This window comes from Brunnivagina elsteri CCALA 953, from assembly GCF_002289455.1.
Classification (GTDB): domain Bacteria; phylum Cyanobacteriota; class Cyanobacteriia; order Cyanobacteriales; family Nostocaceae; genus Brunnivagina; species Brunnivagina elsteri.
In genome coordinates this window covers 23,643-36,017 of the sequence record NZ_NTFS01000013.1, presented here as the reverse complement: position 1 = coordinate 36,017, position 12,375 = coordinate 23,643, and the positions used below count along the sequence as shown (strand labels likewise).

Annotated in this window: 12 protein-coding genes; 7 read left to right on the top strand and 5 right to left on the bottom strand. The window is 40.0% G+C overall.

What is annotated here, in order from left to right; translation table 11 throughout:
- Positions 1–112 precede the first annotated feature (112 nt).
- The gene (gene rfbD / locus CK510_RS02325) at positions 113–1,057 is read right to left on the bottom strand and encodes a dTDP-4-dehydrorhamnose reductase (protein WP_095720154.1); all 945 of its coding nucleotides are present in this window, start codon (positions 1,055–1,057) and stop codon (positions 113–115) included.
- A gap of 538 nt (positions 1,058–1,595) precedes the next feature.
- On the opposite strand from rfbD, the gene CK510_RS02320 reads away from it, so the two are divergent.
- Positions 1,596–2,822, top strand: a complete 1,227-nt coding sequence (locus CK510_RS02320; RefSeq protein ID WP_095720153.1) for a CAP domain-containing protein — start codon at positions 1,596–1,598, stop codon at positions 2,820–2,822.
- A 75-nt stretch (positions 2,823–2,897) separates the two neighbouring features.
- On the opposite strand, the gene CK510_RS02315 is transcribed toward CK510_RS02320, so the two are convergent.
- Positions 2,898–3,848: an aldo/keto reductase gene (locus CK510_RS02315; protein WP_095720152.1), complete on the bottom strand. Its 951-nt coding sequence runs from the start codon at positions 3,846–3,848 to the stop codon at positions 2,898–2,900.
- Between the two features lie 206 nt (positions 3,849–4,054).
- Between CK510_RS02315 and CK510_RS02310 the strand changes: the two genes are divergently transcribed.
- Both CK510_RS02310 and CK510_RS02305 read left to right on the top strand, forming a co-directional pair.
- On the top strand, positions 4,055–5,476 hold the full coding sequence (locus CK510_RS02310; protein WP_095720151.1) for a BCD family MFS transporter: 1,422 nt from the start codon (positions 4,055–4,057) through the stop codon (positions 5,474–5,476).
- Between the two features lie 10 nt (positions 5,477–5,486).
- Entirely contained in the window at positions 5,487–6,299 is an 813-nt protein-coding gene (locus CK510_RS02305; RefSeq protein WP_095720150.1) for an inositol monophosphatase family protein, read from the top strand.
- Between the two features lie 62 nt (positions 6,300–6,361).
- On the opposite strand, the gene aroH is transcribed toward CK510_RS02305, so the two are convergent.
- The 3 genes from aroH to CK510_RS02290 all read right to left on the bottom strand — a co-directional run bounded on the left by aroH (position 6,362) and on the right by CK510_RS02290 (position 8,297).
- Entirely contained in the window at positions 6,362–6,763 is a 402-nt protein-coding gene (gene aroH / locus CK510_RS02300; RefSeq protein WP_095720149.1) for a chorismate mutase, read from the bottom strand.
- A 109-nt stretch (positions 6,764–6,872) separates the two neighbouring features.
- Positions 6,873–7,697 carry a signal peptide peptidase SppA gene (gene sppA / locus CK510_RS02295; protein ID WP_095720148.1) on the bottom strand — a complete coding sequence of 275 codons (825 nt, stop codon included), beginning with the start codon at positions 7,695–7,697 and terminating at the stop codon, positions 6,873–6,875.
- 303 nt (positions 7,698–8,000) lie between these two features.
- Complete coding sequence (locus tag CK510_RS02290; RefSeq protein ID WP_095720147.1) at positions 8,001–8,297, bottom strand: hypothetical protein; 297 nt, start codon at positions 8,295–8,297, stop codon at positions 8,001–8,003.
- Positions 8,298–8,767: 470 nt separating this feature from the next.
- Here CK510_RS02290 and CK510_RS02285 point away from each other — a divergent pair, with 470 nt between their 5' ends.
- The 4 genes from CK510_RS02285 to plsY all read left to right on the top strand — a co-directional run bounded on the left by CK510_RS02285 (position 8,768) and on the right by plsY (position 12,290).
- Positions 8,768–9,565 (top strand): MlaE family lipid ABC transporter permease subunit, encoded by a 798-nt coding sequence (locus tag CK510_RS02285; RefSeq protein ID WP_095720146.1) that lies wholly within the window; start codon positions 8,768–8,770, stop codon positions 9,563–9,565.
- Positions 9,566–9,674: 109 nt separating this feature from the next.
- Positions 9,675–10,073: a DUF3119 family protein gene (locus tag CK510_RS02280; RefSeq protein ID WP_245911812.1), complete on the top strand. Its 399-nt coding sequence runs from the start codon at positions 9,675–9,677 to the stop codon at positions 10,071–10,073.
- A 108-nt stretch (positions 10,074–10,181) separates the two neighbouring features.
- Positions 10,182–11,411 (top strand): DUF3086 domain-containing protein, encoded by a 1,230-nt coding sequence (locus tag CK510_RS02275; protein ID WP_095720144.1) that lies wholly within the window; start codon positions 10,182–10,184, stop codon positions 11,409–11,411.
- A gap of 180 nt (positions 11,412–11,591) precedes the next feature.
- Complete coding sequence (gene plsY / locus CK510_RS02270) at positions 11,592–12,290, top strand: glycerol-3-phosphate 1-O-acyltransferase PlsY (protein ID WP_095720143.1); 699 nt, start codon at positions 11,592–11,594, stop codon at positions 12,288–12,290.
- Positions 12,291–12,375: the final 85 nt, after the last annotated feature.

The window sequence follows — 12,375 nt, the reverse complement described above, 5'->3', positions numbered from 1 at the left end:
TTATTAATATAAAAAATGGCTTGTCTTCTGGCTTGCTTCATATCCCTGACTTCTGGGAAAGGGATATATAGTATATGTTTCCAATTTCTAATTCCCAATTCCCAATTCCCAATTACCCACTAACAATTAACTCTTTTAACATTCTCCTTAAACTTTGTCGCCAATGTGGTGCATAAGTTCCTAAAACTGAAGATATTTTGATACCAGATAATACTGAATAAGCAGGACGATTTGCTGGTGTGGGATATTCGGCTGTGGTAATGGGAATTACTCGCCGAACTTTGAGGGGAAAACCGAGATTTTCAGCTTCTTCAAAAATGGCAACAGCAAAATCATACCAACTCGCAATACCACTATTGGTATAATTGTAAATACCGCTTATATTTTGAATATTGTGAGTATTCTCATTAATTTGAATAATTGATGAAATCGCATTCGCAATGTCTTTTGCCCATGTGGGAGTGCCAATTTGGTCGGCAACAACTCGGATTTCTTCACGTTCTCCCCCCAATCGCAGCATTGTTTTCACAAAGTTTCCTTTGCCGCAACATCCATATACCCAAGCTGTGCGAAGAATTAAATAATTATCAAGAATTCCTTCAATTGCCTTTTCCCCTGCGAGTTTGGTTTTACCGTAAACACTCACAGGGTTGGTAGGATGAGTTTCTGAATAGGGTTGGCTATTGTTACCGTCAAATACGTAATCTGTGGATATATGAATCAGAGAAGCACCTATTTTTTTGGCTGTTTCTGCCATGATTGCCGTTGCAGTTTCATTTATCGCTGTGGCAATTTCTATTTCATTTTCAGCTTTATCTACCGCAGTATATGCAGCAGCATTAATGATAATCCGTGGTTTATATTGCGCGTTAGCGTTCGGTGAAACCGTTCCCGTAGGGTAGCTCAACGAAGTTATCGCATTGATTATACTATCCCCGTTGGTCAGGTCGATTTCCGTACGCCCAATCCCCACCAAATTAACTTGTGGTGACAGAATCTTTTCCAGTTCTTTACCAACTTGACCGTTATTACCAATTAGCAAAATTGATTTCAGCATTCTAGATTTATTATCAAAATCAAAAAATATTGTTACTTAGGCTACAAATTACGGCTTAATTATTACCTTGAAAACAATAACATCTATTCTCAATGATTTTTGCCGGATTGAGGCAAAATAAGCAGAAATATTAAGCGTTAAAGTTGAAAATTACTCAACAAGCACTTACCACTTAACTATTGAGCTTTTTTCCTCTAAGCTTTTTTCTCTATGAAAATAAATATTAACTTCATAAAACGTAACAATCTGCTAACTCTATTTTGCATAAATCATGGGAATTACAAGTACTGAAAGCATTCTAACGGCTGTATCAATTTTGTTTAAAGGTATATAGGCATCAATTATTTCACAGTTACGGAATGTGTTTAATCTGCTTTACAGAGATATATGTATTTGTTTTGATATAATCTCTACGTGTGTTCCCCTTTTTGATTTTCTTTATATTCTGCCATAAGTTTATACTCTATGGCTGGATGCCTCATGGCATAGGGAATACCAAACTGTACAACCCTTATCCAGTTAATCTGGAAACATACCTATGCCCGTAAATTTATTTGACGCAAACTTTTATCGCAGTGCGAATTCAAACCTACGTGGACTTAGTGATGGAGAAGCGTTAGCAAATTTTCAAACATCGGGTTTGATTGAGAACCGTCAATTTTCGCCATTTGTTGACCTCTCTTTCTATCGTGCCAGTAATAGTGACTTGGGTGGGTTAACAAACCAACAGCTTTTTGACCACTTAGCAAATAATGGAATCGCAGAAGGTCGGAAATTTTCACAAGTTTTCGACCTTAACTTTTATCGTGGTAACAACTCCGATCTATCCGGATTCAGTAACGAGAAGCTATTCGAGCATTTTAGCAACTTTGGTTTGAGTGAAGGTCGGAATGCTAGCGATTTTATCAATGCCGATTTTGCCAATAACACATTAAAAACAGCAAGGGATATTGCCGTTACTGCAAATCCAGCTATATATAGAGATTCAATTAGTAGTGCTGATGGAGCAGATGTTTACAAGTTCGATTTGAGTTCACAAGATACAAGTTTGAATATCACCTTAAATGGATTGGGTGGGAATCTCGATTTAGAATTGCTAAATGCAAGAGGACGTAGTGTTGCGGTAAGCGAAGCTATCCCGGAGGGAATCGCAGCAAACCCAGGTAATGGTAGTGAATCATTTAGCTTTAATGACTTGACAAGTGGTACATATTACGTTCGTGTTTACCAAGGCAGTGAAGGTCAAAGCTCCAACTATAATTTGAGTTTCTCCAGCAAATTGATATCAAATTCAGTTGAGACAGGAATTCCAGAAGTTGCAACACAAGCACCAGCAGCAGCATCACCTGTCACCAATAACTTTATCCAAGAAGTTTTGGACTTGACTAATGTAGAGCGTACTAAAGGAGGGTTGTCAGCACTGAAGTTGAATCCAAATTTGAATCTAGCAGCACAAAATCATAGTGAAGATATGGCACTACGAGATTACTTCAGCCATACAGGAGTAAATGGTTCGAGTTCCGGAGATAGAGCAACATCTGCTGGATATCAATTCTCATATCTTGGTGAAAATATTGCCGCAGGGTACATCACACCAGAAGAAGTGGTTCAAGGATGGATGAACAGCCCAGGACATCGTGCAAATATTATGAATGCCAATTACCAAGAAATGGGTCTTGGCTATTGCTATTTAGAAAATGATACTGGCAATGTCAACTATAACTATTACTGGACTCAGGAGTTTGGTACGACTATATCGACGTAGTTATCAACATATAAAAGACGTTCCATTGGAACGTCTCTACGAATATCTTGGGTGCATTTATTTCATTATCTAAATCTAATTCAACCAATCACGAGTAGCTACTTCCAACTCGGCAACTTCATCATTACTTAGCTGCCAACCCAATGCACCAGCATTCTGAATGACTTGCTCGGCTGTTTTTGCCCCAGCAATGGGAATCACGTTACCCTGACAAATTAACCAATTTAAAGCAACTTGTGCGGGAGTTTTTGCGTATTTTTCCCCAATTTGTTTTAATAAAGAAATTACTGGCTCGATTTTCTGTAAACCCTCTTTTTTAAATCTAGGGTCTACTTTCCTCGCACCTGTGGGAATTGCACCATTATTTACTGTATATTTTCCCGTAAGTAATCCCTGTGCGAGAGGACTATAAGCCAAAATAGTCACACCCAATTCGCGAGCAGTATCAATAATTCCCTTAGATTCAACTTGACGAGAAAGTAAGGAATATCGTACTTGGTTTACAGCCAAAGGAACACCACGTCTAGCCAAAATTTGATGTGCTTCCCGCATTTGCTCCACACCGTAATTACTTACACCAACCGACCCAATTCTGCCACTTTCCACCTCATCAGCGAGGGCATTCATCAGGGTATGCTGACTCATAAAAAATGCGAAACCCCAATGAACTTGGTATAAATCGACCCGCTCAACTTGTAAGCGTTTGAGACTAGCAGTTAAAGCATCAGCAACAGCTTTCCCCTGAATTCGCCAAGGGATTGGCGCATACTTGGTTGCTATTTGCACGGGTTTGTCGGCTTGTTTGAGGAATTGACCAAGGAACTTTTCTGATAATCCGGTTCCGTAAACCTCTGCGGTGTCGAAAAAAGTTATACCCGCACCCAAAGCCGCTTTAAAAGCCTTTTCCAGTTCTTCAGCACCGTAATTGTTGCCGTAATTCCAAAATATTTTGTCACCCCATGCCCAAGTACCAATGCAGAGGGGTGTTACTGCTGCACCGTCTTGCCCCAGTCTGATGGTTTCCACGTTAATTTTTGGTTATTTATTTACATTTCTTTACTATTCCATTGTAGTGGTTAATGGTGAATATGGTATTGCTCCGCACAAGGAACAGATTTATAGGTTAGGTGCAGGCGCATGGGAGATAGTTGTAGTGATATGGTAGATATAGATTTGCGCCGGAACCCAACATTTTATTCTGGTAATTATTTTAGTTGTATCTTTGACATAAAATGGCAAGCGGTAATTTATCGAATTCGCAGACAAATGCCTTAAATAAGCCCACAGTCAATATCCCGACTATGTTTCGACTTGGCTTATTTCAGATGAGTTTGGGTATGATGTCGGTTTTGACCTTGGGGGTTCTCAACCGCGTCATGATTGATGAATTGAAGGTTCCGGCATTGGTGACTGCATTTGCGATCGCAATGCATCAGTTTGTGGCTCCAATGCGGGTTGTGTTCGGTCAAGCTTCAGATTCCAAGCCGATATTGGGGTATCATCGCACGGGTTATATCTGGATTGGTGCGGTGTTATTTGCTGTAGCATCGTTTTTGGCTGTACAGGTTGTCTGGCAAGTTGGAACAAGTTTGGAAAATGGTTGGAACGCTCAAACCTATGGTTGGGTAGGGTTACTATCTTTAGTATTTGCCCTGTATGGAATCGCTTTATGTGCTAGTTCAACACCATTTACAGCCTTACTTGTCGATATTTCCGATGAAGACAACCGCTCGAAAATAGTCGGGGTTGTGTGGTCAATGTTGATGGTTGGTATAATTTTTGGGGCAATACTTAGCAGCAGTTTACTTAAACAAATTGAGTTAGATGCACCAATTGGGGTAATTAAAGACCAAATCAACCTTTTGTTTTTGAAAGTTCCCGCGATCGCAGTTATATTATGCTTCATTAGTACCCTGGGAATCGAAAAGAAATATTCCCGCTTTTCCAACCGTTCGACAGTCTCAAACCGCGAAGATAAAATTACCCTCAAGGATACTTTACGTATACTTACCGCTAGCAATCAAACAGGTATATTCTTTACCTTTTTGGTGGTGATGAGTATTAGCCTATTTATGCAAGATGCGGTGATGGAGACTTACGGCAGTAAAGTGTTTCAGATGACAATTGCCGAAACTACTCAATTAAATGCTTTCTTTGGGATAGGGACATTACTTGGTTTAGGATTGACAGGATTTGCGATCGCACCACGTTTGGGTAAGAAAAACACCACGAAATTCGGATGTATTGGGGTGTCAATCTGTTTGATATTGATCATCTTGGCAGGAACAACTGGAAATCCCAAGTTACTGCAATGGATGTTGGTTTTATTTGGTTTTGCAGCTGGAGTCACCACAACAGGGGGACTAAGTTTAATGCTTGACCTCACAGCTGCCGAAAGTGCGGGTACATTCGTTGGAGCTTGGGGGTTAGCGCAAACTTTGGCACGAGGATTATCCACCGTATTGGGTGGTGCAGTATTGAGTTTGGGTGAATTATTATCAAATGTCCCCGTCGTTTCCTATGGATTAGTATTTGCAACCCAAGCTGTAGGAATGATAGTGGCACTGTGGTTCTTATCCCAAGTCAACGTTACCGAGTTTCAGCGTAATGCTAAAGATGCGATCGCGTCTATTTTAGAAAGCGAATTAGATTAGGCTAATTTAAATGACAGATTTCTGGACTACTGTTCTCGAATTTTCCCAAGTAACCTCTGCAAAAATCGGTAATCAACTGCTCGAATATTTCGGACAGGTACAAGCTGACGAAAAAGCTGATGGTAGTCTGGTGACTCAAGCTGATACATGGGCAGATAAAGCAATCCGTGATGCGATCGCAGCCAACTTCAACGGTCATGGTATCCTCAGCGAAGAAGGTGAAAAAGTATTCCCCGATAACGATTGGTGCTGGGTAATTGACCCGATTGATGGTACTACTAATTTCACCCGTGGGATTCCAATTTGGTCAATTTCGATTGGATTATTGTATAAAGGAATGCCAGTTTTCGGCTATATATATCTACCAACATTAAATCAATCCTTTCATGGATATTGGGAAGGTAATTCGGGTTTAGCTGCTCCCACTGATGCTTTTTGTAATAACCAGCCAATTTTTACCAGTAATGATGCACCTAGTCATAACCATTTTTTCAACGTTTGTTCCCGCAGTAGATCAGTAATTCAAAAAGATTTTCCCTGTAAAATTCGCATGTTGGGGGCAGCCAGTTATAATTTTCTAATGGTGGCAAATAGTGCTGTTTTGGGCAGTATTGAAGCAACACCTAAGATTTGGGATATTGCCGCAGCTTGGGTAATTCTCAAAGCTGCTGGAGGTTGTTGGAAATCTTTGAAGTTACAACCTTTTCCCGCATCTCCAGGGGTTGATTATAGTCATATTTCTTTCCCTACTTTGGTTTTAAGTCGTCCAGAATTGATTTCTGTATTTGAACCTTTTTTGAAGGATGTGGAAATTTCATTGTAGGGAAAGCCAATGATTGTTTTACCTCGTCTCTTAAGTATTTACACTGACAATACTTGTGTATTCTACACTTTAGATTCTATAGCTTTCTGTGATGGATGTAACGACTGAGGCAAACTCCAATCAGGTCGCAGAGTCGCAGCTTTTCTCAGGTAAGTATGATGAATCGGGACAGAGGTAGGAAGATATACATGAATTAGAAATCTGATGCAGCGCTCTAAACTGCCTTCAACATACATTTGCTGGACATCCAACATAGGTACTCCATCCCATCCATGACGCTGACGTGCGATCGCAGCTGGAAAAATTGCGTTTAAGTCCCGTGTCACGGAAAATGTGACACTGATAATATCGGTTGGATGTAGTTGATTGCGTCCTTCGAGTTCATCTAGAAGTTCCATTACAGCTTCGTCCATTGCTTCCATCGAATTTTCAGATACTGTAGTAGCACCTCGAATTGCCCGCATCCTCCACTCTGACTCCACGAAAATTCCTCCTGTAAAAAATTACTGCCATTAGCTATTATTCCCCAGTAGAGGTTAAATAACAAAATGCTAATGACAGATTACACCCAATTTAGGGTCGATAAAGCCACAAAGGTAAACCGCTAGTTGACATTTCAAATTCCAACCAATCCATGCTGGAACTAATTATGCTGGGTTTAACTTGGCTATTTCCAGAAAGAATACGATTAATTAAAGGTTTGCGTTCTTCAATTGTGAAGCAAGGGGTTTTTTCTGGATCGAGTTCCACAAGTTCACAAGCCCAACGACGAGCGTCTTCCTCGGTTCCCAATTTGTCCACAACACCTAATTCTACAGCTTGTTGTCCAGTGAAAATTCGACCATCTGCAAAGCTTCTTACTGTCTCTGGTGTCAAATTTCTCCCTTCAGCAACGGTTTCGACAAACTGCTGATAACTGGTGTCGATCAGTTCCTGTAAAATATGTTGTTCGGGTTCGGTGAGTTCCCGATCGAATGACAAAATATCTTTATAGGGACCAGATTTGATAACTTTGAAAGAAACGCCGATTTTATCTAACAATCTTTCTAAATTATTACCGCGTAAAATTACACCAATACTTCCAGTAATTGTACCTGGGTTTGCCATGATATACTGTGCGCCCACACCAATATAAACGCCGCCAGATGCCGATATATTGCCGAAACTAGCGATAACTTTTATTTTCTCACGTAATCTTTTCAGAGCGCTGTAAATTTCCTGGGAGTCTCCAACTGTACCGCCAGGGCTATCGATACGGAGTAACAGGGCTGGAAATTTTTTCTCTTCAACAGTTTTGAGGGCTTCTAATACTCGCTTGCGGGTTCCACTTGCGATCGCACCTGTAATTTCTATTCGAGCAATCTGTTTGCTAAACCTGGGTTTAAAGGGCCAAACCATGAGCAGTCAAAGAACCTCGTAACAAATTTAATCTCAAAGTTTCAGCTAAAAGACTTTAGTTATTATAGTTATTATTTTAAGTGATTTGGTACTTTTGACTTGATTTTCTGTGTCGAAAGCCAACTATTAGAGGCAACACCAAGTCAATATCTATTTGATTAAATATAAAAATATATAGATTTACTGATTCCCAGAAAATAGAGAATCTAAGGCAATTCGGAAATAAATGCCACTAGGATTTTTGGCTATTTCAACCCATTCTCCAAGCATTGCAGTCTCGATAAACCTTTACGAGGCTTAGTTTTAAGAATGTAAACGCAAAATCTGATCCCGATAGTGAACATAAGTATCAAACAACACACCTACAAAACTACAAGTTAATCCAATAATAATAATTCCTTCTAGAGAACTACCACCGCCAAAAGTAGCGAGAAACTGCAAAATGAGATGTGCGATCGCGCCTGTGATATCCTGCAAGCCGGGTACATGACCAGTCAGCGACAAAGTTACTAAAACTGCGCCAATTAGAATCAGAGGGGCTACAAAACTAAAGATGATGGTCAGAGCGAGCGAGCGGAGGAAATTTGTAAGAATTGCCATTGTAGGCTAGGCTCCTTGGATGAAAATAGCCGTTATCCTGGTACGTCATTTACTACGATAAGTCGAATTGTCTGCTCTCAGGCAATAGTTCAAAAATCTTAAGTTTTCATTAAAATATGTACATACTTTTTTTCAGGAATTTTCTCAAAACAGTTTGCAGCAAAGTGGCTCTAAGCTTTATAAATTCAAGTCTCCCAATGGTGTAACCCCCTTGTCCAAAGTCGGGTGTCTATATTAAGAAGTTTAAAATTATGAGAACCGCTTTAATTTAAGTTAATTATTGAAAGGTAGAGACGACCCGGTGGGTCGTCTTTGACAAAATTATGATGGGTCGTCTTTGACAAAATTATGATGGGTCATTTCTACGCAAATTCTCCCCTAACACCCCTAAACCATTAACAGCCACTAAAAAAGCACCCTGAAATTCGCTATTATGACGGCAGTTACCGAGTTAACTTGTAAAAATCAAATTGAGCGAGACAAAATCTAAATCAACCTTAGGAGTATGGGGTCAGCGCTTGCTGTCAGCGCTTTTTCTAACCGGGCAAGTGCTATTTCACCTTACCAAAGGGAAAATCCATCGACGTAACACCTTTGAACAAATGGCAGCAGTGGGACCAGATTCGGTTTTTATCGCCCTGGTGACTGCTGTATTTGTAGGTGCGGTATTTACTATTCAAGTTGCGCGGGAATTTATCGCCTTTGGGGCTGGAAATATTGTTGGTGGTGTGTTAGCGCTGGCATTAACGCGGGAATTAACACCTGTTTTAACTGCTGTTATTGTCGCTGGTAGGGTTGGTTCGGCATTTGCAGCAGAAATTGGCACGATGCGAGTCACAGAACAAATCGATGCACTCTTAATGTTGAAAACTGACCCGATCGACTATCTTGTTATTCCCCGTGTCATCGCTTGCGTCATCATGTTACCTATTTTAACGCTGCTGTCTTTGGTAACGGGGATGTTAGGAGGTTTCCTGATTGCGACAAACGTATATAATCTTGCCGATTCCGCATTTTTAGATTCAGCCCGAAGTTTTTTAGATATTTGGGATATTCTGAGTGCGATGGTTAAAGCCAGTTGTTTTGGTATTTTGATTGCCATAGTCGGTTGCAACTGGGGAATGACAACATCAGGAGGTGCAAAAGGAGTTGGACAATCGACTACAGCAGCTGTGGTAACATCTTTACTACTTATTTTTGTCTTTAACTTTTTCTTATCAGCCTTAATGTTTCAAGGACAAGGTAGTTCTTTGCAGCAAGGGTTTTAAAAGGAAAGTGGTACGGGGGATTTTACACCTGTCCTTTTCCCGTTCCCCTTTCATCTAAAATAATATAGATGTTTGTTAGGATTTTTGTTAGTAAATAGGATTTTCAACCGTGACTACTTCCATAACACCAGATCAGCTACCTGATAGACTATCTACTGTCGAACTCAAGCCCAGTTACAATATCCCTTTAGTTTTGGTGTTTACGGGAATACCTTTGTTGTTGGTTAATGCTTGGATTGGGGGATTAGTTACGATATTTGCCTTGTTTTTAATGTTCCAATCGGTAATTATAAGTTTGAAATTTACTGCGACTGACTTAGATGTTTATCGTGGTGACAAGCTGATTCGGAGTTTTCCTTACCAAGAGTGGGAAAATTGGCGAATATTTTGGAATCCAGTACCCATTTTGTTTTATTTTAAGGAAATTAAAAGTATTCACTTTCTGCCAATTATATTTGACCCTAAAATCTTGCAAATTTGTTTAGAACAACGTTGTCCCAAAAAATAATAGTAATCAGGAATCAGGAGTCAGTAATTAGGAATTAGTAATCAGTGTTCAGGAATTAGTAATCAGTGTTCAGGAATTAGTAATCAATAACTATTAACTAAATTTTTTATGAACGGAGACGAATCCCAAACCTCAGAGCCGAAAGTTGAAAATACAGGGCAAACTGAAACAGAAAGCCCGAACAACGAGCAACAACAAGAAAATAAGATTGAGTCATTAATGGAATCTGAATCAGAATTATCTGAACAAAATCAAGAGAATGCCGTTGCGTCCGTTTTGGCACAGTTAGGAAGCGAATCCAATAGTAATATTTCCGAGCTTAATCCCGAAGAAAAAGAAATATCTCAACGAATTGCCGAATTACAACAGACGGAACTGGCGTTACAAGAAGAAATCGCGACTTTACAGACATCTTATAACGAGATGCGATCGCAATTGGGCGAAACCCAAACTACAATGGCTAAAGTTGTCCAAGAGTCACTTTCCCAACTAGAACAGCGTAAACAAGCTTTACTAATCTCCATTGAACAACTCGAACGTAGACAAGAGCGAATTCGTAACGAAATGCGAACCACATTTGCTGGAACTTCCCAAGATTTAGCAATTCGAGTTCAAGGTTTCAAAGATTATCTCACAGGTAGTTTACAAGATTTAGCCGCTTCTGCCGAACAACTTCAACTAATTCCCGCAGCAAAACCAGAACCAGAACCACCTCCCAGAGAACAATTTTCCCGGAGAGATGCAAGAAACAACGAACCCGAACCTCTCGCAACTCCCCTCCAATTTGCCCAGCAACAGTTTCAAGAGACTACCAAGCAAGTTCGCCGTTTAATCGACCAATATCGCACCAAACCAGATTACTATGGTCCTGTATGGCAATTACGCCGCACCTTTGAACCTGTACATGCTGAAAGAGTCTCAAACTGGTTTTTTACCCAAGGTGGACGTGGTGCATTACGGACGATGGGAAGTCGATTACAAAATATTTTAATCGCTTCTGCCGTCATCTCAATCCTGCACAAACTTTATGGCGATCGCGTTCGGGCTTTGGTATTAACAGGAACACCAGAACGTCTCGGTGAATGGCGACGAGGTTTACAAGATTGCCTGGGAATAGCTCGTCCAGACTTTGCTCCCGATGGAGGTGTGGTGATATTTGAAACCGCAGAAGCAGTAGCACAAAAAGCTGAAAGACTGATCAAAGCCAACCAAATGCCTTTTATTATTATTGATGACTCTGAAGACCAAATTAGCCTTGCCCTGCTACAATTTCCCCTATGGTTAGCTTTTGCACCTGACCCTCGCACAATGCGAAATAATAATGATGATGATTATTAATAGTTAATGCTTAATAGTTACTAAAGAATGAAATCTAAATAATTTACATATATTGTGGAATGGGCATCCTGCCCGTTCTTGATTTAGTAGCAGGCAGGATGCCTGCCCCACAAGAAAAATTGCAAATTATTGTATTCACAACCCTAACCAATCCCCAATTCCCAATTCCCCCCATTTAATATGAATATTTGGCTAAGTTTGTGTGGAATTATTCTAATTTCTGCTTATTTACTAGGTTCAATTCCCACTGGTTATACAGCAGCAAAATTGTTAAAAGGTATTGATATTCGCGAAGTTGGTTCTGGTTCAACTGGTGCAACCAACGTCTTGAGAACTTTGGGAAAAGGACCAGGTGCTTTTGTTTTATTCATAGATTGTTTAAAAGGTGTAATCTCAATTTTCCTTGTTTACAGGTTCTTTGAATTCGCATCGAATCAAAGTCTAATTCCCCAAACAATAAATCCCGAAAATTGGCAACCTTGGATGGTAATATTGGCGGGAGCATTTGCCATAATTGGACATAGCAAATCCATATTTATTGGCTTTAGTGGAGGCAAATCTGTAGCAACAAGTTTGGGTCTTTTATTAGCAATGGATTGGCAAGTTGGTTTGGCTACCCTTGGCGTTTTTGCGACTGTTGTGGCAATATCGCGGATTGCTTCCCTGGGTTCAATTTGTGGTGCGATCGCAGTTCCCATATTTATAATTTTGCGACATCAACCTTTAGCTTATATTTTGTTTGTTGTGGTAGGTGGGTTGTATGTAATTATTCGTCACCGTAGCAATGTTCAGCGATTAATGGCAGGTACAGAACCAAAATTAGGACAAAATACCGCAGTTATAGAAGCAGCAGGAGAGACTACTAATCCTGCTAATTAGTCTCCCCTATGGTATTTTAGCTCGATTAATTAATATTCAATTTTCTTTAATTTGTTTGGGATAGGATAACGCTGAATGTTGTTCC